General features: G+C 72.1%; 20 protein-coding genes and 3 tRNA genes. 15 read left to right on the top strand and 8 right to left on the bottom strand.

Features of this window, described 5'->3' with window-relative positions; genetic code table 11:
- The first annotated feature begins 6 nt into the window (after nucleotides 1-6).
- Both GA0070612_RS30865 and GA0070612_RS30860 read left to right on the top strand, forming a co-directional pair.
- Nucleotides 7-1038 (top strand): 3-isopropylmalate dehydrogenase, encoded by a 1032-nt coding sequence (locus tag GA0070612_RS30865; RefSeq protein ID WP_088991105.1) that lies wholly within the window; start codon nucleotides 7-9, stop codon nucleotides 1036-1038.
- Nucleotides 1039-1179: 141 nt separating this feature from the next.
- Complete coding sequence (locus tag GA0070612_RS30860) at nucleotides 1180-2277, top strand: branched-chain amino acid aminotransferase (protein ID WP_088991104.1); 1098 nt, start codon at nucleotides 1180-1182, stop codon at nucleotides 2275-2277.
- 52 nt (nucleotides 2278-2329) lie between these two features.
- Here the strand turns inward: GA0070612_RS30860 and GA0070612_RS30855 are convergent, their stop codons facing one another.
- From GA0070612_RS30855 to GA0070612_RS31725, 4 genes are all read right to left on the bottom strand, one after another.
- Nucleotides 2330-3112: a tyrosine-protein phosphatase gene (locus GA0070612_RS30855; protein WP_088991103.1), complete on the bottom strand. Its 783-nt coding sequence runs from the start codon at nucleotides 3110-3112 to the stop codon at nucleotides 2330-2332.
- A gap of 20 nt (nucleotides 3113-3132) precedes the next feature.
- On the bottom strand, nucleotides 3133-3591 hold the full coding sequence (locus GA0070612_RS30850) for a ribosome maturation factor RimM (protein WP_088991881.1): 459 nt from the start codon (nucleotides 3589-3591) through the stop codon (nucleotides 3133-3135).
- A gap of 190 nt (nucleotides 3592-3781) precedes the next feature.
- Nucleotides 3782-4312 carry a carboxymuconolactone decarboxylase family protein gene (locus GA0070612_RS30845; RefSeq protein WP_088991102.1) on the bottom strand — a complete coding sequence of 177 codons (531 nt, stop codon included), beginning with the start codon at nucleotides 4310-4312 and terminating at the stop codon, nucleotides 3782-3784.
- A 2-nt stretch (nucleotides 4313-4314) separates the two neighbouring features.
- Entirely contained in the window at nucleotides 4315-4491 is a 177-nt protein-coding gene (locus tag GA0070612_RS31725) for a hypothetical protein (RefSeq protein WP_157742647.1), read from the bottom strand.
- A 312-nt stretch (nucleotides 4492-4803) separates the two neighbouring features.
- On the opposite strand from GA0070612_RS31725, the gene cimA reads away from it, so the two are divergent.
- A complete protein-coding gene (gene cimA / locus GA0070612_RS30840; RefSeq protein ID WP_088991101.1) occupies nucleotides 4804-6387 on the top strand; it encodes a citramalate synthase in 1584 nt (527 codons plus the stop codon).
- 211 nt (nucleotides 6388-6598) lie between these two features.
- Here the strand turns inward: cimA and GA0070612_RS30835 are convergent, their stop codons facing one another.
- Entirely contained in the window at nucleotides 6599-7537 is a 939-nt protein-coding gene (locus GA0070612_RS30835) for an endonuclease/exonuclease/phosphatase family protein (RefSeq protein ID WP_088991880.1), read from the bottom strand.
- 408 nt (nucleotides 7538-7945) lie between these two features.
- On the opposite strand from GA0070612_RS30835, the gene GA0070612_RS30830 reads away from it, so the two are divergent.
- The 7 genes from GA0070612_RS30830 to arfB all read left to right on the top strand — a co-directional run bounded on the left by GA0070612_RS30830 (nucleotide 7946) and on the right by arfB (nucleotide 13603).
- Nucleotides 7946-8455 (top strand): hypothetical protein, encoded by a 510-nt coding sequence (locus GA0070612_RS30830; RefSeq protein ID WP_088991100.1) that lies wholly within the window; start codon nucleotides 7946-7948, stop codon nucleotides 8453-8455.
- A gap of 258 nt (nucleotides 8456-8713) precedes the next feature.
- Nucleotides 8714-9763, top strand: coding sequence for an AAA family ATPase (locus GA0070612_RS30825; protein ID WP_088991099.1), 1050 nt, complete (start codon nucleotides 8714-8716; stop codon nucleotides 9761-9763).
- Nucleotides 9760-10773 carry a DUF58 domain-containing protein gene (locus GA0070612_RS30820; RefSeq protein ID WP_088991098.1) on the top strand — a complete coding sequence of 338 codons (1014 nt, stop codon included), beginning with the start codon at nucleotides 9760-9762 and terminating at the stop codon, nucleotides 10771-10773. The genes GA0070612_RS30825 and GA0070612_RS30820 overlap by 4 nt, the downstream gene beginning before the upstream one ends.
- Nucleotides 10770-11729, top strand: coding sequence for a VWA domain-containing protein (locus tag GA0070612_RS30815; protein WP_088991097.1), 960 nt, complete (start codon nucleotides 10770-10772; stop codon nucleotides 11727-11729). The genes GA0070612_RS30820 and GA0070612_RS30815 overlap by 4 nt, the downstream gene beginning before the upstream one ends.
- Nucleotides 11730-11765: 36 nt before the next feature.
- Nucleotides 11766-12650: a S1C family serine protease gene (locus GA0070612_RS30810; protein ID WP_088991096.1), complete on the top strand. Its 885-nt coding sequence runs from the start codon at nucleotides 11766-11768 to the stop codon at nucleotides 12648-12650.
- A gap of 87 nt (nucleotides 12651-12737) precedes the next feature.
- The gene (locus GA0070612_RS30805; protein WP_088991095.1) at nucleotides 12738-13034 is read left to right on the top strand and encodes a hypothetical protein; all 297 of its coding nucleotides are present in this window, start codon (nucleotides 12738-12740) and stop codon (nucleotides 13032-13034) included.
- A 143-nt stretch (nucleotides 13035-13177) separates the two neighbouring features.
- Nucleotides 13178-13603, top strand: coding sequence for an alternative ribosome rescue aminoacyl-tRNA hydrolase ArfB (arfB, locus tag GA0070612_RS30800; RefSeq protein WP_088991094.1), 426 nt, complete (start codon nucleotides 13178-13180; stop codon nucleotides 13601-13603).
- Nucleotides 13604-13740: 137 nt separating this feature from the next.
- Here the strand turns inward: arfB and GA0070612_RS30795 are convergent, their stop codons facing one another.
- Nucleotides 13741-14607 (bottom strand): 3-methyladenine DNA glycosylase, encoded by an 867-nt coding sequence (locus GA0070612_RS30795; protein WP_088991093.1) that lies wholly within the window; start codon nucleotides 14605-14607, stop codon nucleotides 13741-13743.
- A 35-nt stretch (nucleotides 14608-14642) separates the two neighbouring features.
- Entirely contained in the window at nucleotides 14643-16112 is a 1470-nt protein-coding gene (locus GA0070612_RS30790; protein WP_088991092.1) for a hypothetical protein, read from the bottom strand.
- Between the two features lie 174 nt (nucleotides 16113-16286).
- On the opposite strand from GA0070612_RS30790, the gene GA0070612_RS30785 reads away from it, so the two are divergent.
- From GA0070612_RS30785 to GA0070612_RS30770, 4 genes are all read left to right on the top strand, one after another.
- Complete coding sequence (locus GA0070612_RS30785) at nucleotides 16287-17090, top strand: fumarylacetoacetate hydrolase family protein (protein WP_088991091.1); 804 nt, start codon at nucleotides 16287-16289, stop codon at nucleotides 17088-17090.
- A 108-nt stretch (nucleotides 17091-17198) separates the two neighbouring features.
- Nucleotides 17199-17270, top strand: a tRNA-Gln gene (locus GA0070612_RS30780).
- A gap of 135 nt (nucleotides 17271-17405) precedes the next feature.
- Nucleotides 17406-17478 (top strand) — tRNA-Glu (locus GA0070612_RS30775).
- A 298-nt stretch (nucleotides 17479-17776) separates the two neighbouring features.
- Nucleotides 17777-17849 (top strand) — tRNA-Glu (locus GA0070612_RS30770).
- Nucleotides 17850-18057: 208 nt separating this feature from the next.
- Here the strand turns inward: GA0070612_RS30770 and GA0070612_RS30765 are convergent.
- Nucleotides 18058-18744 (bottom strand): IclR family transcriptional regulator, encoded by a 687-nt coding sequence (locus GA0070612_RS30765; RefSeq protein ID WP_007456408.1) that lies wholly within the window; start codon nucleotides 18742-18744, stop codon nucleotides 18058-18060.
- A 49-nt stretch (nucleotides 18745-18793) separates the two neighbouring features.
- On the opposite strand from GA0070612_RS30765, the gene leuC reads away from it, so the two are divergent.
- Nucleotides 18794-20239 (top strand): 3-isopropylmalate dehydratase large subunit, encoded by a 1446-nt coding sequence (leuC, locus tag GA0070612_RS30760; RefSeq protein ID WP_088991090.1) that lies wholly within the window; start codon nucleotides 18794-18796, stop codon nucleotides 20237-20239.

The raw sequence follows: 20239 nt of genomic DNA, 5'->3' as shown, positions 1-20239 counted from the left end.
GCGGTCGTGGCGCGGATCGCGGTGGTGGCCGGGGATGGCATCGGACCCGAGGTGGTCGCGCAGGCCCGCAAGGTCCTCGACGCGGTGTTGCCCGGCGTCCAGGCCACGGAGTACGACCTCGGCGCGGCCCGCTGGCACCGTACCGGAGAGGTGTTGCCCGACTCCGTGCTGGCCGAGCTGGCCGGGCACGACGCGATCCTGCTCGGCGCGGTCGGTGACCCCACGGTTCCGCCGGGTGTGCTGGAGCGGGGTCTGCTGCTCAAGCTCCGATTCGCCTTCGACCAGTACGTCAACCTCCGCCCGTCCCGGCTCTGGCCCGGCGTCGCCGGCCCGCTCGGCAACGTGAAGCCGGGCGAGGTCGACCTGGTGGTGGTGCGGGAGGGCACCGAGGGTCTCTACGCCGGGGCCGGTGGCTCGCTGCACCGGGACACCCCCGCCGAGGTCGCCACCGAGGAGAGCCTGAACACCCGGCACGGCGTGGAGCGGGTGATCCGCGACGCGTTCGCCCGCGCCGGCCGCCGCGAGCGGCGCAAGGTCACCCTGGTGCACAAGACCAACGTGCTCACCCACGCCGGGTCGCTCTGGGCGCGGGCCTTCGACGCGGTCGCCGCCGAGCACCCGGACGTCGCCACCGAATACCAGCACGTCGACGCCGCCGCGATGTTCCTGGTCACCCAGCCGCAGCGGTACGACGTCGTGGTCACCGACAACCTCTTCGGCGACATCCTCACCGACATCGCCGCCGCCGTCACCGGCGGGATCGGGCTGGCCGCCAGCGGCTGCATCAACCCCGAGGGGGCGTACCCCTCGATGTTCGAGCCGGTTCACGGCTCGGCGCCGGACATCGCCGGTCAGGGCGTCGCCGACCCGGTCGCCGCGGTGCTCTCCGCCGCCCTGCTCCTGGAGCAGCTCGGGCACGCCGAGGCCGCCGCCCGCGTCAACGCGGCGGTCGCCACCGAACTGGCCACCCGCACCCCGGGCGTGACGCTGCGGACCGAAGAGGTCGGCGACCGGCTCGCCGCCCACGCCGTAGCCTGACCATCCCGGCGTCGGCCTGCGCGGCACGCGGTCCTGCCCGGACGGCGCTACCCGCTGAACGGACGTTCGGGGTAGGTTTTCTGGCACAGCCATGTCGGTGTGCGATCCCGCATGCCGTTGTCCCGCAGGGAGGTCAGCGCGATGAGCGGTGGTGACAAGCTCGACTTCGAGATCCGTCCGAATCCCGCGCCGGTATCCGCCGCCGACCGGGCCGCCCTGCTGGCCAACCCCGGGTTCGGCCGCGTGCACACCGATCACATGGTCACCATCCGCTACGCCGAGGGCAAGGGTTGGTACGACGCCCGGGTGGAGGCGCGGGGGCCGATCCCGATGGATCCGGCGAGCGCCGTGCTGCACTACGCGCAGGAGATCTTCGAAGGCCTGAAGGCGTACCGCACGGCCGACGGCGGCGTGACGATGTTCCGTCCGGACGCCAACGCCTCCCGGTTCGTCGCGTCGGCGCAGCGGATGGCCATGCCGGTGCTGCCGCCCGAGGTGTTCGTCGACTCGCTGCACAAGCTGATCGAGATCGACCAGGACTGGATCCCCACCGACGAGGACAGCAGCCTCTACCTGCGGCCGTTCATGTTCGCCAGCGAGGTGTTCCTCGGCGTCCGCCCAGCCAACGAGTACCTCTACCTGGTGATCGCCTCACCGGCCGGTTCGTACTTCAGCGGTGGGGTCAAGCCGGTCACCGTCTGGGTCTCCCCGGACTACACCCGGGCCGCCCCCGGTGGCACCGGCGCGGCCAAGTGCGGCGGCAACTACGCCGCGTCGCTGGCGGCCCAGGCGGAGGCCATCGAGGCCGGCTGCGACCAGGTCGTCTTCCTGGACGCTGTGGAGCGCCGGTTCGTCGACGAGTTGGGCGGCATGAACGTCTTCTTCGTCTACGACGACAACACGGTGGTCACCCCGCCGCTGACCGGCACGATCCTGCCCGGCATCACCCGCGACGCGATCATGACGCTGGCGGCGACGGCCGGGCACCAGGTCGAGGAGCGACCGGTCAGCTTCGCCGACTGGCAGGCCGACGCGGCCAGCGGGCACCTGCGGGAGGTGTTCGCCTGCGGCACCGCCGCGGTGGTCACCCCGATCGGTGGGGTCCGCTTCCCGGACGGCGAGTTCCTGATCGGTGGCGGCGAGCCGGGCCGGGTCACGATGTCGCTCCGTCAGCAGTTGGTCGACATCCAGCGCGGCAAGACCCCCGACGCGCACGGTTGGGTGCAGCGCGTTCTCTGACGCCCGTCGCGAGGTTGGCCCGTCCGGAGCGGACCGGCCAACCTCGCTGGGTCTACGCCTCGTCGAGCAGGTGCTCGCGGAGGGCGGCGAGCTGCTCGTCGGTCACCCCGGCGTGCCGCAGGTACGCCTCGATCGACCCGTGCCCGGCCCGCAGCTCGTCGAGGAAGATCTGCATCGCCTCGGCGGGGGAGGCCAGGAACGGCGCCGGCACGTCCGCCCCGTCCGGGGTGACGGTGGCCAGCCAGGCGCTGTACCGGGCGGACGCCTCGCTGCTCAACGCGTAGTCCGCGGTGATGTCCGCGTCGTCGACGCCGAGCACGGCGAGGGTCAACGCGCAGACGATGCCGGTGCGGTCCTTGCCGGCGACGCAGTGCACCACCACCGGGGCGTTGGCGGAGTCGGCGATCAGCCCGACCGCCTCGGCCAGCCCGGCGGTGCCGGTCTGGGCCAGGTCGGCGTAACGGTCGGCGAGGTACCGGGCGAGGCTGGCACCCTCCTCGTGCGGCGTACCCGACCAGTCGTCGTGTTCCGGGTGGATGTGCCGGTAGGTCAGCCCCTGGTAGGCCGGCACCCGGCCGTCGCGCTCCACCTCGCTGGGGCGGCGCAGGTCGATCACGGTGCGGACGCCGATCGCGGCGAACGCGTCCCCGTCCTGCTCGGTGAGGCGGTGCAGCGAGTCGGAGCGGTAGAGGCGGCCCCGGCGTACGGACCGGTCGCCGTGGCCGAGGTAGCCACCGACGTCGCGGAAGTTGAAGGTGGCCGGGAGGGAGATCTGGCGGCTGTTGTCGATGGCGTCCACGCTCACACGGTAACGGCCGGTGGGGCCGTGCCCCACCGTCCGTCGAGTGCGAACCGTCAGCGTGCCGTGCCAGGCGGAAGGGCGCCGTACGTCTCGTCGTAGTAGCCACCCAGCCGATCCCGGTAACTCGGATCGCTGTGGCTGGTCTCGTCGTACTCCGGGGCGGCCTTGATCTGGTCCCGGGTGCGGTCGACGGAGACGGTGCGCTGGTCGTGGTCGACCTGGTTGACGGTGCCGGCCGGCAGCATCACCTTCTTGCCGAAGATCCACGGGCCGGTGTCCACGACCAGGTAGCTGCCGTCCACGTCGTGGCTGGCGCTGTCGATCTTGCCGATTCCGCCGTCGGTGGCCTCGACCTTGTAGCCCACCAGGTCGGCGTCGGCCACTCCGGCGTGGTCCCGGTAGCGCCAGGGGTCGAAGGCGCCGGCGGGCGCACCGCCGGGCACCGCGCCCTGGTCGCCGCCGTGCAGCGGGTCCGGCCCGGCGTGGGTGGCGTGCGGATCGATCCTGTCCATGCCGTTCACTCCTGACTGTCGCCGATCGTCGCGGCGTCGGTGGGTGCGTTCCCCCATGGGAGCTACCCGGCGGTCAGGGGCTGGAAACGGCGAGAGGGCGGCGGTGCTCCGGCAAAGGGCGGGCGTGCCCAGGCGGAGCGCGGCGGTGCTCGGGCGCAGCGCGGCCGTGTCCGGGCGGAGGGTGCGGCCGTCAGGCCAGGGCCGCCTCGGCGTCCAGGGTGACCGCCGCGGCGTGCACCACGGCGGAGATGCGCAGTGCCTCGTGCACCTGTTCTCCGGTGAAGCCCCGGTCGCGCAGCGACTTCTCGTGCAACTCCAGGCACACCCCGCAGCCGGCGATGGCCGACACGGCGAGGCACCACAACTTGAAGTCGCCCTTGTCCACGCCGGGTCGGGCGACGACCTGCATCCGTAGCCGGGCCGGCATCGAGGCGTACCGCTCGTCACCGATGAGGTGCGTGGCCCGGTAGTACACGTTGGTCATCGCCATGATCGCGGCGGCGGCCTTGGCGGCCTCGACACCCTCCGGCCCGAGGTGCCCGAGCGCCTCGGCCGCGATCTCCCGCAGCACCACCGGGTTTCGGGCCGTCACCGCGCACGCCAGCGCGGTGCCCCAGGCCTGCGCCGGGGTCAACAGCGAGGTGCCGACGGTGGTGTCCAGGTTGAGCGCGATGTCCCGGGCGTACTCGGGGAGGGCCGCCCTGATCGCGTCCAGGCCCACGGTCAGCCCCCGGCGATCTCCGTCGGGCCGACGACTGTGACGTCGATCGACCCGACGGAGACCCCACGCCACTTGCCCTCGTGGGACGCGTGGTTGATCGTCGTGGACGCGTTGGTGACGCCCAGCGATACCCAGGCGGTGAGGCCGTGCTCAGGTAAGCGGTTACTGACGGTGAGCACAGGTCCTCCATGCCGATGGCGCGTGGCCATCATCGGATCCGTTACTGATGCTTCCCCACCGCTGTTCCCGCCGGTGAGCGGCCTGGTGACGTGTGAAGCCGATCACGAGCGTTCGTTCGCACTGAACGAACCCTCAGTAACCATCCCGCCATGTGGATTGTTCCTCCCAAACCCGGGACGGGGTGGCAGAGTGGCGTTCGTGAACAGCACCCACCTGATTATTGCGACCTAGCGCGCCGGCCCCCCTCCGCCGAGCGCGCAGACCTCCCGCATCCGCGGGGGGTCTTTTTGTTGCTCCGAGAAAGGATCCTGATGACGTTCCAGGTCTACGACACGACGTTGCGCGACGGCGCCCAGCGCGAGGGGCTCACCTACTCGGTGGTCGACAAGCTGGCGGTGGCCCGGCTGCTCGACGAGTTCGGTGTCGGCTTCATCGAGGGCGGCTGGCCGGGCGCGGTCCCGAAGGACACCGAGTTCTTCCGGCGGGCGCGTACCGAGCTGGACCTGCGGCACGCCGTGCTCGTCGCGTTCGGCGCCACCCGCAAGGCAGGTGTCCCCGTCGCCGACGATCCCCAGGTGCAGGCCCTGCTCGACGCGCAGACCCCGGCGGTGGCGCTGGTCGCCAAGGCGGACATCCGGCACGTCGAGCGCGCGCTGCGCACCAGCGGCGCGGAGAACCTCGCGATGATCCATGACACCGTCAGCCACCTGGTCCGCGAGGGCCGGCGGGTCTTCGTCGACGGCGAACACTTCTACGACGGTTACCGGCACGACCCCGCGTACGGCGCGGCGGTGGTGCAGACCGCGCTCGCCGCCGGCGCCGAGCGGATGGTGCTCTGCGACACCAACGGCGGCATGCTGCCGTCCCAGGTGACCGCCGCGATCGCCGACCTGACCGACCGGCTGGGCATCGACGCCGGGCTGCTCGGCATGCACGCGCAGAACGACACCTCCTGCGCGGTGGCCAACACGATCGCCGCCGTGGAGGCGGGCGTCCGCCACGTCCAGGGCACCGCCAACGGGTACGGCGAACGCCCGGGCAACGCCGACATCTTCGCTGTCGTCGCCAACCTCCAGCTCAAGCTGGGTATGCCCGTCCTACCGGAGGGCTGCCTGGCGCAGATGGTGCGGGTCTCGCACGCCATCGCCGAGATCGCCAACATCGCCCCCGACACCCACCAGGCGTACGTCGGGGCCGCCGCCTTCGCCCACAAGGCAGGGCTGCACGCGAGCGCGATCAAGGTCGACCCGTTGCTCTACAACCACGTCGACCCGTCGGTGGTGGGCAACGACATGCGGATCCTGATCACCGAGATGGCCGGTCGGGCCAGCGTCGAACTCAAGAGCCGTGAGCTCGGCCTGGACCTGGCCGGCAGTCCGGAGGCGTTGACCCGGGTCACCAAGCGGGTCAAGGAGCTGGAGGCGGGCGGTTGGTCCTTCGAGGCCGCGGACGCCTCCTTCGAGCTGCTGGTCCGCTCCGAGTTGCCGGAGGGCGGCCCGCCCCGACCGTTCACGCTGGAGTCGTACCGGGTGCTGGTCGAGCACCGTGAGGACGGCGCGGTGGTCTCCGAGGCGACCGTCAAGATCCGGGTACGCGGTGAGCGGGTGATCGCCACCGCCGAGGGCAACGGCCCGGTCAACGCCCTCGACGAGGCGCTGCGGGTGGGGTTGGCCCGGCACTACCCCCAGCTGCGCGACTTCGAGCTGGCCGACTACAAGGTGCGCATCCTGGAGGGCAGCCACGGCACCGGCGCGGTGACCCGGGTGTTGCTGGAGACCGCCAACGGCGCCGGCCGGGACTGGACCACAGTGGGCGTGCATCCCAACGTGGTCGAGGCCAGCTGGCACGCCCTGGTCGACGCCCTCACCTACGGCCTAGCCCCCACCCCGGTCTAACCCCCTCCACCCCACCCCACCCCCCTGCTCCCCCTGCTCCCCCCTGCTCCCCCCTCGCTCCCCCCTCGCGCCCCCCTCGTTCGGTCGATCATGGAGTTGTGGTGGTGTGCAAAACGGGCTCGCTACCGCAAAGCGCCAACCACAACTCCATGATCGACCGAAGTGGGGGTGGGTGGGGCGGGGTGGGGTGGAGTGGGCGGGGCGGGGGCTGTTAGGGGTGGGGGAGGGTTAGGGTGGCCAGGACGGGGCGGTGGTCGCTTCCGGGAAGGGTGAGCACCTTCACCGCGCGGACCGCTATGCGCCTGTCGACGAGCACGTGGTCGATGGCGACCGGTGGGATGAGGTCGCCGTCGTACGGGCCCCACGTGCCGGTCAGGCCCTCCCCGGTGGCGTCGGCGGCGTCGACGTAGCCGGTGCTCAGCAGGGCGCGCAGCGGGCTGTGGTCGAGGGTGGCGTTGAAGTCGCCGGCGAGGATCTGCAGGCCACCGTCCGGGGTGGCCGGTGGTTGAGCCTTCAGGTCGGCACGCCACGCGCCGACCTGGTCCACCGCGTAGGGCGCCGACGGGTGGGCCGACTCGACACGTACCGGGGGTGCGCCGGGGACGGCCACCGTGCCGTACGCCTGGGTGAAGCCCCAGCCGTTGCGGTTGTGCCGGAGCCCGACGTCGGTCAGCGGCCACCGCGAGTAGAGCCCCGAGCCGGGTGTGCCGATCTCCGCGTTGAGCTGCCGGTGCGGTAGCAGCCGGTCGAGGCCGAGCTGATCCAGAGACGCCTGCGCCTGCGGTGTGAACTCCTGCACGGTGAGCACGTCGACCTCGTACCGTCGGACCAGCTCGGCGAGTGTCCGTGCGTCGCCGGCACCGGCGAGGAGGTTGGCGGTGAGCAGCCGCACCGTCGGCCCGCCCGCCGCCGGCTGCGGCGAGGCCAGCGCCCGTGGTGCGACGACGCCGAGCAGTGCCACCGCCGCCAGGGCCGCGAGAGCCGCCGGCCACCAGCGCCGCAGGGCGAGCGCGAGGCCCAGGGCGAGCACGCTGAAGCCGGTGACGTACGGCGTGAAGGCGAGCGCCTGCACCAGCGGGCCTCGGTCCAGGCCGACCAGTCGGAGGGCGGCCCAGAGGGCGGGCGGGACGACCACCAGCCAGCAGAGCACCGTGCCGAGCCGGGCGCCGCGATGCCGCCTCGGCATCGGTGCGGGTGCGGGCGGAGCGTCGACGACCATGGCGCTGATCATACGGTGGGGCGGCCGGCGCTATTTCATGAATGGTGCAGCGCTCACCTTTCACAATTCATTGACGGCTGATTGACAGCTCGACAAAGTGAGATCAACTATTGACTCCCGGCTTTTTCCGGTGCTACGTTCCATCTGGCTCAAACGACGCAACTCTGAGTAGTAATGCCAGCTCAGATGGGGTGTAAATCGTTGAGGAATTGACCTCGCCGAGAGTGGGTGAGAATCTTTTCTTCGCCCTGCTGCCGTCGCCCTGCCTATTAGTGGGCAGTCATCCGTCCCGCCCCGCGGGTCGGCCGAATTCACCCGGTCACACAAGGGGGACCTGTCATGAGCTCATTCTTCCGACGTAAGGCGGCAGCGGTCACATTCGCTGTCCTGGCGCTCAGCCTGGCCGGTGGGGGCATCGCTGTCGCCCAGCCGTCGGCGAAGGCGCCGCAGGCGGCCGTCCAGCCGGCGGCGCGCGGCACCAACACCCAGCCGCCGGTCACCGCCGAGTCGGCCCGGACGGCGAAGGCCGCGCTGAAGGCGGGTGCCGCCACCACCCTGGCGGCCACCAACGTCTTCACCGTCGTCAACGCCAACGGCACCAAGGCCCGCGGCACCGGCACCGTGATCAAGTACGGCACCGGCCAGTACGAGGTGGTGTTCGGCCACACCGTCTCGGCGGGCGCCTTCCTGGCCACCATCTCCTACTCCGGTGCCTGCTGCATCCCGCCGGCGGGCGAGGTGTCGGTCGCTCCGCGGCTGAGCACGCCCAACGCGGTCTTCGTGCAGACCCGCAACTCGGCCGGGGCCCCGGCCGACCTGGGCTTCACTCTCCTCACCCACACTCCCTGACCGAACCGGACCGACATCCGGCCCCCACGCCTCGTGCGTGGGGGCCGGGCCGGTTCTGATCGACTCGGATTCCTGGCTCCGGGGTGTCCCGCTCGCGGGGCATCCCCGTCGTCGTGAAACCGAGTCGATCGGGCGTTGTCGTCCGGCTCGCGCCGGTCGTCATCCTTCCGCGCAGTTCATCCCCGTTCGGGTCGCCTCGGGCCCTCCCGGGCCGCACAATCCGACGTTTGCCGGGCACCTGCCCGGGAAGCAAGCACCGTGACGGACATCTCGGACACCCTGGCCAGCATGCCCAGCGCGGTCGAACCCGAGCCGACCGGCGTCGAGCTGGAACAGACCCTCTTCGAGGTCAAACGCGTGATCGTCGGGCAGGATCGACTCGTCGAACGCCTGCTCACCGCACTGGTCGCCAACGGGCACTGCCTCCTGGAGGGGGTCCCCGGCGTGGCCAAGACACTGGCCGCGCAGACCCTCGCCACAGTGGTCGGCGGCACCTTCTCGCGGATCCAGTTCACCCCGGACCTGGTCCCCTCCGACATCGTCGGCACCCGGATCTACCGGGCCTCCAAGGAGACCTTCGACATCGAGCTGGGCCCGATCATGGCCAACCTGGTACTGGCCGACGAGATCAACCGCGCCCCGGCCAAGGTCCAGTCGGCGCTGCTGGAGGCGATGGCCGAACGGCAGGTCTCGATCGGCGGACGAAGTTGGCCCGTCCCGGCGCCGTTCCTGGTCCTGGCCACCCAGAACCCGATCGAGTCCGAGGGGGTGTACCAGCTCCCGGAGGCACAGCGTGACCGGTTCCTGATGAAGGTGGTGGTCGACTACCCGAGCGACGCCGACGAACTCGCCATCCTCTACCGGATGAGCACCGACCGGCCGACCCCGCGCCAGGTGCTCGACGCCGAACGGCTGACGGACCTCCAGGCCCACGCGGAGAGGGTCTTCGTCCACCACGCCCTGGCCGAGTACGTGGTGCGGTTGATCCTCGCCACCCGCGACCCGGGCCGGTTCGGGCTACCGGAGATCGCCCCGCTGCTGGCGTACGGGGCCAGCCCTCGGGCCACCCTGGGCCTGGTCGCGGCCGCCCGGGCGCAGGCTCTGCTGCGCGGACGGGAGTACGTGCTGCCCGAGGACATTCGGGAACTCGCCGTCGACGTCCTCGCCCACCGGCTGGTGCTCTCCTTCGACGCGGTCGCCGACGGGGTGTCGGCCGAGAGCGTGGTGCGCCGACTGGTCGAGGCGGTGCCACCACCTCGGCTGGCCCACGGGCAGCCACAGCAGGCGCCGGACCTGGCGGCGGCATGAGACGGGCGCACGTCGCGCCGGCTGATCCCGGCCTGGCCGAGCTGGCCCCCGACCAGCGGTTGCGGCGACTGGAACTGACCGTCACGCGCCGACTGAACGGTCTGCTGCACGGCCAGTACCGGGGCCTCCTGCCCGGCCCGGGCAGCGAACCCGCCGGCAGCCGCGAGTACCGGCCGGGCGAGGACGAGGTGCGCCGGATGGACTGGGCGGTGACCGCGCGGACCGCGGTGCCACACGTCCGGCAGGTCGACGCCGACCGGGAACTCACCACCTGGCTGCTCGTCGACGGCAGCGCCAGCATGGAGTTCGGCACCGCCGAGTTGGACAAGCGGGAGCTCGCGGTGGCCGCCGTCGCGGCGGTGGGCTTCCTGACCGCGGGCATCGGCAACCGGCTCGGAGCCCAGGTGCTGCGTGCCGACGGGGTGCGCCGCTTCCCGGCGCGCAGCGGACGTACCCATCTGCTTGCTCTGCTCCGCACGCTGCTCGCCGCCCCGCGTGCCACCGCACCCGCCGACCGGGCGGGGCGCGGGCCCGTTGCGGGCCTGCCGGACCTGGCCGACGGACTCGACGCGCTGCACCGGATCGCCAACCGGCGCGGCCTGGTCGTGGTGGTCTCCGACTTCCTCGACGGGCTGCCCGACGACCCCGACCAGCAGGCGCCCTGGGAGCGGACGTTGCGCCGGCTGGCCGCCCGGCACCAGGTGCTGGCGATCGAGGTGACCGACCCGCGTGAGCTGGAGCTACCGGACGTCGGCCTGATCACGCTCGTCGACCCGGAGACCGGCCGCTGCCGGGAGGTGTCCACGTCGGACCGTCGGCTGCGCGAGCGGTACGCCCAGGCCGCCGCCGCGCAACGCGAGCAGGTCCAGAAGGCGTTGCGGCGCAGTGGGGCGACGCACCTGCCGCTGCGCACCGACGGGGACTGGAGCGCGGACATCGTCCGGCACGTGCACGCCCAGCGTCGGCTCGCCGCCGCGCCGGCCGGCCAACGACGGGGAGGTGCCGCGTGATCTGGGAGTCGCCACTGCGGCTCTGGCTGCTGCTCGGTGTGCTCGCCCTAGTCGTCGCGTACCTGGTGGTGCAGCGGCGACGAAGCCGGTACGCCGTCCGATTCACCAACCTGCGGCTGCTGGACCGGGTGGCGCCGGAGCGGCCCGCCTGGCGTCGACACGTACCGGCCGGGCTCTTCCTGGCCATGCTGGCGCTGCTCGTGGTCGGGTTCGCCCGACCCAGCGCCGAGGTCCGGGTGCCGCGCGAACGCGCCACCGTGATGGTGGCGGTGGACGTCTCCACCTCGATGCTCGCCACCGACGTGGACCCGGACCGGCTGGCCGCCGCCAAACAGGCGGCCCGGCGGTTCGTGGAGGGCCTGCCCGACGAGTTCAACGTGGGCCTGGTGGCGTTCGCGGGCAGCGCGGCGGTGCTGGTGCCGCCGAGCACCGACCGCGATGCCCTCGACGAGGGGATCGGGCGGCTCGCCGAGGGCATCACCGGTGTGCAGGGCACCGCGATCGGCGAGGCGATCAACACGTCCCTCGGCGCGGTCAAGAGCCTGGACAGCGAAGCCGCGAAGGAGCCGCCACCGGCCCGGATCATCCTGCTCTCCGACGGCGCCAACACCTCCGGAATGGACCCGATGGAGGCGGCGGCGGAGGCGGTGACGGCGGAGGTGCCGGTGCACGCCATCTCGTTCGGCACACCGTCCGGGTTCGTGGACCGTGGCGGACGACCCATTCAGGTCCCGGTCGACGGTCAGACCCTCAAGGCGGTAGCCGAGGAGACCGGCGGCATGTTCCACGAGGCCAGCACCTCCGACGAACTGCGCGCCGTCTACGACGACATCGGCAGCTCGGTCGGCTACCGCACCGAACGGCAGGACGTGTCGGCCCGGTTCATCGGCCTCGGACTGGTGTTCGCGATGGGTGCCGCCGCCGGCTCGATGCGCTGGTTCTCCCGACTGCCCTGATCACCGCACCACCGACGTCGACCGTGAGGAGTACGCATGGCAGTGCAGACCGGACTGGGCGAACCGCGCGGTCCCTGGTTCATCTCGCCGGAACTCGGCCCGGACGGGCGCGGCTGGTGGGAGCCGCCCGAGCGTGAACCGGGCGGGCCGCGGTCCCGATGGCTGCTCGCCGCGCTGGCCGTGGTGGCGATCTCGACAGTGTCGGGCGCCGTCGCCGGTGGTGTGGTCGCCGGACAGTACGGAGATCCCGGCGCCTCCGCCGCGTCCGCCGCCCCGGTGCCGGCCGAACTGGTCACAGCTGCCGAACGGACCGTACCCGGGGTGGTGTCGGTGTTGGCCGGCGGTACGACGGCCGGTTCCGCGAGCGCCGGATCCGTCAACGGCAGTTCCGCCACCGGCTCCGGATTCGCCGTCGACGACCAGCAGCACCTGATCACCAACGACCACATCCTGGCCAAGGGTGGTGGCGGGCCGGTGACGGTGGAGCTGCCCGACGGTCGCCGCTTCGCCGCCGAGGTGGTCGGACGGGAGCCCCGCAGCGACCTGGCGGTGCTGAAGGTCCCGGCATCGGCCGGTCTGACCCCGTTGCCCCTGGCCAAACCGGGTGCGACCCGGGTCGGCGAGCCGGTGCTCGCGGTGGGGTCGCCGCTCGGTCTCGCCGGGACGGTCACCGCGGGCATCGTCAGCGCCCTGGACCGTCAGGTGCGACTGGGCAACAACCGGCACACCGCCGTGCAGACCGACGCGTCCATCAACCCCGGCAACTCCGGTGGGCCCCTCGTCAACGCTCGGGGTGAGGTGGTCGGGGTGAACACCGCCATCGCCACCATCGACGGCAACGGGTCGATCGGGATCGGGTTCGCCATTCCGATCGACCAGGTGCAGCAGACCGCCGACACGATCATCGGCAAGGGCGGCTGAGCTGCCCGAACGGTCGCCAGTGTCAGATATCCGGCCGCACCGCATCGGGCCATGGAAATGTGACGGTCGGTATGGATACTGGCGGAGGTGGAGCGTCCTCTTCTCGCGGTCCTCCTGTTGGTGGGCCTGTTCATCGGATGTGCAGTGGGGTCGGCGTACGCCCGGGCACGACGCGGGTGGAACGATTACCAGACCGTCAAGAAATCGGTGCCGGGCGCCCGCCGAGGCGCCTGGTTGCTGATCCGTGGTGTCGCCGTCAAGGCCGGGGTGATCGCTCTGCTCCTCTTCGGCGCGGTGGCGTACGCGGCCGTCGGTGCGGACGAGGAGACCGCCGGGCCGGCACCCGGCCGATCCCCGACGCAGAGTGAGTCTCCGCGCCGCTGAGGCCCGCGCCGGCGCCCGCGGCACGCCAAGATCCGCGCAACATCCCCGATGGTGCTGCCTCCGGCGGGCGGGAGACACCACCATCCCCGACGGTGTGCGGATCGTGGAGACGGGTGCCCGGCCTCGCCGTATAGCCTCAGGGCGTGGACGACGGACTGCGGGTGACCGACCGGTGGGTCGTCCCCGCCGGGGAGCTGCGGGAGCGCTTCTCCCGTTCCTCGGGGCCGGGAGGGCAGGGGGTCAACACCGCGGACTCCCGGGTCGAGCTGAGCTACGACCTGGCCAACTCGCCGGCCGTGCCCGAGTCGTTGCGGGCGCGGGCGCTGGCGCGCCTGGCCAACCGACTGGTCGACGGGGTGTTGACGATCGCCGCCAGCGAGCACCGGGCCCAACTCGCCAACCGGGAGGCGGCCCGGGAACGGATGACCGCCCTGCTGCGGGAGGCCGCCGCGCCCCCACCGCCGGCCCGTCGAGCGACCCGCCCGTCCCGTGGGGCCAAGGAACGTCGGCTGGCCGAGAAGAAGCGCCAGTCCCAGCGCAAGCGCGACCGCCGCGCCGACAGCGACTGACCCAACGCCTTCACCAGGGCGTGCCAGGCCCTACCCCCGGTCGATCATGGAGTTGTGGTGCCCAATTCAGCCCGACAACAGGCGCTTTGTAACCCACCGCAACTCCATGATCGACGGAGTGTGGGCGGGGGCGGGGCTCAGGCGGGGACGGCTGTCAGCAGCCGGTCGCGTAACACTGCGGCACGCTCGGCGAAAGAGCGTTGTGCCGCCGCGTACTCCGCCCGACCCTCCGGGGTCTCCACCCGCACCGGCGGGTAGCCGAGAGCCGCCAGGTCGTACGGGCTGGCCCGCATGTCCAGTGTGCGGATCTCCGTGGCCAGCTCGAACGCGTCGGCCACCAGCTCCGAGCCGACCAGCGGGGACAGCTTGTACGCCCACTTGTACAGATCCATGTTGGCGTGAAGGCAGCCCGGCTGTTCGAGGGCGTGCTGCGTCTCCCGGGTCGGGGTGAGCAGGTTCAACGGGCGGGCCGGCACCGTGAAGAACCGGAAGGCGTCGAAGTGGCTGCACCGCACACCCCGTTCCTCGACGACGGCGGCGGTCCGCTCCGGGCTCAGTCGCAGTGGCCAGGCGTTGTGCCGCAGCTCCGCCTGGGTCTGCCGATAGACCATCGCCCACTCGTGCATCCCGAAGCAGCCGAGGTGTGGCGCCCGCCCGCTGGTGGCCGCCAACAGGGAGCGGATCCAGGTGATCGACTCGCCGCGCCGTGCGCGTACCGCATCGGTGTCGAGGGTGACCCCGGCGGCGGTGGCGCGGTAGTCCCGGCCGAACTCGGCCGGATCGGCACCGCGCAGCTCGACCCCGGCCCCCGGATGCCAGCGACGGAGCTGGGCCGGGCGGTGCGAGTAGTAGGTGAACAGGAAGTCGGCCACCGGATGCCGTTCGCCGCGCCGGCGGCGGGCCAGGTGCGGCGTCAGACAGACGTCCATCCGCTCCTCGTGGGCCCGCCGACGGGCCTGCCAGTCCGCCGCGTCGAGCACGGCGGGGGCGAGGGCGGCGGTCACGCATCCCAGGGTACGACCGCCGCCCGCGCGCCCGGTCAGGGCATCTGCACCCGAACCCCGGCGGAGAACACTCCGCTGCGGAACTCCAACTGCTGGGGCGGGTCCCGGCCGTCGACGGTGAAGACCAGCGGGAGCACCATCCGGGTGCCCGCCGCCATCGGGTCGGCGAAGACGTCCCGACCCAGGTTGGCCGCCCGGGTGGCCGGCTCGTCGGTGCTCACCCAGCGCCCGCCGGGCAGGTACGCCCGTTGCAGCTGACCGTGCCAGGGCTGGTGGTCGCCGGTGACGTTGCGCACACCAACGGTGGCCTGGCAGCGTCGACCGTTGGCCGGTGCCGCACCGCCGTCGGACTGTCCGGCGGAGCCGGGCGTGCCGCAGGACATCCGGTACACGGTGAACTCGAACGCCGACTCCCGCAGCGGCACGCCCACCGGCCCGGCGACCGCGGTGCCCATCCACGCGCCACTGGTCGGCTGCTTCTGTGTGTCGATCTGCGAGACCTGCCGGGTCGCCGTCCACCCGGCGGTGCCGACGACCCCCGCCAGCACCGCGACGGCGGCGCCCACCAACAACCAGACCGGTGGGGTACGCCGACGCCTCGTCGGCTGCGGGGTCGCCGGCCGTGGGTAGATCGTTCCCCGTTCACCGCCCGGCCCACCGCTGCCCGCCAGCGCGGCGGCTGTCACCCGACGCCCACGCCGACGTCGCCACACCCACACGAGCGCCGCGCTGATCAGCAGCAGGACCGCCAACCCGGCGAGCAGCACCGGGTACCGCCGCCAGGGCGGCGCCTCGGTCACCTCGGCCGCCGGTGCGGCAGCCGCCGTCCAGGTGGCCGTGGCGCAGTCGTACGGCCGGGTGCCGTCGCTGGTGAACGCACACGCCGGGGCCGTCAGTGGTTGGCCGGGCGGGGTCGCGGCGAGTGCCGTACCCAACGTGGTGGAGCTGTGTGCCGGCAGCCTCAACCGCCAGGTCACCTCGGTGGCGGAACCGCCGGCCCGGGTGGACCGGCCGCCGCCGCTGATCGCGGTCGGCGACGAGCCGGGTGGCAGTTCCTGGCGCACGGTGGTCTCCACCGGGGCGTTGCCCACGTTGCGGACCTGGATCCGGTACCTCGGTGCCGGGCTGTTCTCCGGCGCGACCGCGACGGTGACCTGCTGCGGTGGCGCCGACGCCGGTGCCCGGGACGGTGGTGCCATCGCCGGCGGCGCCGAGGGCGGCGTGGGCTCGGTCACCCGCGCGACCATCGCCACCGGCGGTCGGGTGGCGGCCGGCCCGGGCGTCCCGGTCGTGGACGCCTCGCTCGGTCGTGGCGTCGCGGTGCCGGCCGGTGGCGCGGCCGTCGAACGCGGCGTCGCGGCCGTCGGTTGTGGCGCGGCTGCCGGTGGTCGTGGCGTGGCCGCCGCCTCCGGTGCCGCCGCCGGCAGGGCCGGCACGGCGGCGAGGATGCCGAGGCAGTGTACGAACACTGCGAGGGCTCTGTGGTGTCGTGTCGATGCAGGCATACGAACGAACCTCCGGAGCCGACGGTAGGGGCGAGCCGCCTCCGTGCGGGTACGAAGTCCGGAAGACCGCCGCGCTCACCTCCTGCTCCGATAGGGTGCCGCGCGGTGACGGGTTGAGCACACCCGGCGGCCGGTCCTGGTCGGTCGGGGGGCCGGCGGGGCTAGATTGGCGGGGTGCGTATCGCTCGTTTCGCCCATGCCAAGGGAATGTCGTTCGGTGCCGTCGAAGGCGAACCGGAGGCCGGGCCGCAGGGCCTGACCATCGCCGAGATCGAGGGCCACCCGTTCGGCAACCTGACCTTCAGTGGGGCCCGTTGGGCCCTCTCCGACGTCCGGCTGCTCTCGCCGATCCTGCCCAGCAAGGTCGTGTGCGTCGGCCGCAACTACGCCGACCACGCCGCCGAGCTCGGCAACGACGTGCCCAAGGAGCCGCTGCTCTTCCTCAAGCCGTCCACCTCGGTGATCGGCCCCCGGGACGCCATCCGACTGCCGATCTTCTCCAAGCAGGTCGAGCACGAGGCGGAGCTCGCCGTCGTGATCGGGGCGCCGGGCGCGCGTCGCGCCGACCGGGCCGCCGCCGAACGTGCGATCTTCGGCTACACCTGCGCCAACGACGTCACCGCGCGGGACCTCCAGCGCTCGGACGGGCAGTGGACCCGGGCCAAGGGCTTCGACTCGTTCTGCCCGATCGGTCCGTGGATCACCACCGGTCTGGACGTCTCCGACCTGGAGATCCGCTGTGAGGTGGGTCGCAACCCGGAGGAGATGGAGGTACGCCAGCTCGGCCGGACGAAGGACATGGTCTTCGACGTGCCGGGCCTGGTGTCGTACATCTCGCACGTGATGACCCTGCTGCCCGGCGACGTCGTTCTCACCGGCACTCCGGCCGGGGTTAGCCCGCTCGTCGAGGGGGATACGGTAACCGTGCGGATCGAGGGCATCGGCGAGCTCACCAACGCGGTGGTTCCCGTCGCCTGATCCGTCTGATGCCCCTGTTTCCGCAGCTCACGGGCGGTTCAGGGGGATCGGATTTGGCCTGCCGGCACCGGGAGGGTAAAGTTCACTCCCGGCGCCGCAAGGGGCCAATGGGGTATGGGGTAATTGGCAGCCCGACTGATTCTGGTTCAGTTAGTCTAGGTTCGAGTCCTGGTACCCCAGCGCTGCTGGAATTCGTAGGAATTTCAGACGCTGGATTCTGACGGAGTTCGACTCCGCCCCTCCGGGGGCGGAGAGTGATCCCCGGTAGAGTGCAGCTCCTCCGCCCGACTAGGGTGGGGGAGCGAAAGTTGTTCTGGCCCCGTCGTCTAGCGGCCCAGGACGCCGCCCTCTCAAGGCGGTAGCGCCGGTTCGAATCCGGTCGGGGCTACATCGTGCACAGCCCGTCTCACCTGGTGAGGCGGGCTGTTTCGTGTGCGTGCACCGCTCGCCGGCTTGCTCGACCGACGCGCTTGATCGACTCGGAGTTCCTGAAACCGTGGTGTCCGGTGCCCTCTGACAGGCCGAGTTCATGAAACGCGAGTTGATCTGAGCGGCGCCGCCCCACGTGCGGCCGTTCCCGGCGCAGGGTCCAACCCCGCGAGCCCGGACCCCGTTCTCGCGCCGGGAGGCGGTGCCGCTAGACTACTGCCGCACCGCCCGCGAGGGTGGTGAACGGAAGAAGTTCTGGCCCCGTCGTCTAGCGGCCCAGGACGCCGCCCTCTCAAGGCGGTAGCGCCGGTTCGAATCCGGTCGGGGCTACAACCAAAGGCTCGTCTCGCTAAGCGAGACGAGCCTTCCCCGTTTTTCCCCCCCGCGCCCCCCGGTCCCCGGCCCCCGGTCCCCCGCGCCCGCGTTTCCGCGGTGATCAAGAGGTTTGCGTCGCCGCCTTCGGCGTGTCGTGACGCAAACCTCTTGATCACCCGGAGCGGCGGGGGGTGCGGGGGTGCGGGGGTGCGGGGGTGTGCGGTTAGAGGCCGGACAGGCGTTGGCCGGCTCGGACCACGGCCATGGCGTGGCGTTCGCCGGGGCGGCGGCCCAGGCGCTCGATCGGGCCGGAGATGCTGACCGAGGCGATCACCCGGCCGGTGCGGTCCCGGATCGGGGCGGAGACGCTCGCCACACCGGCCTCCCGCTCGGCGACGCTCTGCGCCCAGCCGCGCCGGCGTACCTCGGCGAGGGTGCGGCCGGTGAACTTGCTGCGCGGCAGTAGCGGCATCACCGCCTCCGGCGGCTCCCAGGCCAGCAGGATCTGCGCCGCGGAACCGGCGGTCATCGGCAGCACCGAGCCGACCGGAACCGTGTCCCGCAGGCCGCTGGCCCGCTCTGCCGCCGCCACGCAGATCCGCTCGTCCGCGCGGCGCAGGTAGAGCTGGGCGCTCTCACCGGTGGCGTCGCGCAGCGCGGCGAGCAGCGGCTCGGCGGCGGTCAGCAGGACGTCGGGCGCCGCGTTGGCCAGTTCGCCCAGCCGGGGGCCCGGTCGCCATCGGCCCTGGGTGTCCCGGACCAGCATCCGGTGGATCTCCAGAGCCTGCGCCAGCCGGTGTGCGGTGGCTCGGGGCAGCTTGGTGCGTTCAACGAGTTCGGCCAGGCTGGCGCCGTCGACACAGGCGGCCAGGATGACCACCGCCTTGTCGAGAACGCCGACACCGCTCATACTGTGTCCCACAAGCCGAAACTTACCTCCCAGAATTTAGGATGTCCAGATGGTGGGAGTCACTCCTGAGCCGAGGACCCTGGCCGAGAAGGTCTGGGACGCGCACGTCGTACGGTCCGCCGCCGGTGAGCCGGACCTGCTCTTCATCGACCTGCACCTGCTGCACGAGGTGACCAGCCCGCAGGCGTTCGACGGGCTGCGGCTCGCCGGGCGCCGGGTGCGTCGTACCGACCTGACCCTCGCGACCGAGGACCACAACACCCCGACCGGGTACGCCGACCCGGCGTTCCGCCTCCGCCGTGGTGACCTGCTCACCATCGCGGACCCCACGTCGCGTACGCAGATCGAGACGCTGCGCCGTAACTGCGCCGAGTTCGGGGTGCGGCTGCACCCGCTCGGTGACGACAACCAGGGCATCGTGCACGTGATCGGCCCGCAGCTCGGTGTCACCCAGCCGGGCATGACGATCGTCTGCGGCGACTCGCACACCGCCACCCACGGCGCGTTCGGCGCGCTCGCCTTCGGCATCGGCACCAGCGAGGTGGAGCACGTGCTGGCCACCCAGACGCTGCCGCAGAGCCGGCCGAAGACGATGGCCGTGAACGTCACTGGCCGCCTCGCCCCCGGGGTCACCGCCAAGGACCTGGTGCTCGCGCTGATCACCCAGGTCGGCACCGGCGGTGGGCGCGGGCACATCGTCGAGTACCGCGGCGAGGCGATCCGCGCCCTCTCCATGGAGGGGCGGATGACCATCGCCAACATGTCCATCGAGTGGGGCGCCAAGGCCGGCATGATCGCGCCGGACGAGACGACCTTCGCGTACCTCAAGGGTCGTCCGAACGCGCCCCAGGGCGCGGACTGGGACGCGGCGCTCACGTGGTGGCGGACGCTGCCCACCGACGAGGGCGCGCGCTTCGACGCCGAGGTGACCCTGGACGCCAGCCAGGTCACCCCGTTCGTCACCTGGGGCACCAACCCCGGGCAGGGTGCGCCGCTGAGCGCGCCGGTGCCGGACCCGGAGGAGTTCGTCACCGACTCGGAGCGGGCCGCCGCGCGCCGCGCCCTGGAGTACATGGACCTGCGTCCCGGCACCCCGCTGCGGGAGCTGCCGATCGACGTGGTGTTCGTCGGCTCCTGCACCAACGGGCGTCTGGAGGACCTGCGGGCCGCCGCCGACGTGCTTCGTGGTCACCGGGTCGCCGACGGCGTGCGGATGCTCGTGGTGCCCGGTTCCGCCGCCGTGCGGGAGGCTGCCGAGGCCGAGGGGCTGGACAAGGTCTTCGCCGACGCCGGGGCGGAGTGGCGGTTCGCCGGCTGCTCCATGTGTCTGGGGATGAACCCGGACACGTTGAAGCCGGGCGAGCGTTCCGCCTCCACCTCGAACCGCAACTTCGAGGGCCGTCAGGGCCGGGGTGGGCGTACCCACCTGGTTTCCCCGCCGGTCGCCGCCGCCACCGCCGTGGCCGGCCGGCTGGCCGCCCCCGCCGACCTGTAG

Source organism: Micromonospora chokoriensis (assembly GCF_900091505.1).
In the GTDB taxonomy this organism is placed as follows: domain Bacteria; phylum Actinomycetota; class Actinomycetes; order Mycobacteriales; family Micromonosporaceae; genus Micromonospora; species Micromonospora chokoriensis.
Note: the sequence above shows the minus strand (reverse complement) of the source record. Positions and strands in the feature narration are given on the sequence as shown.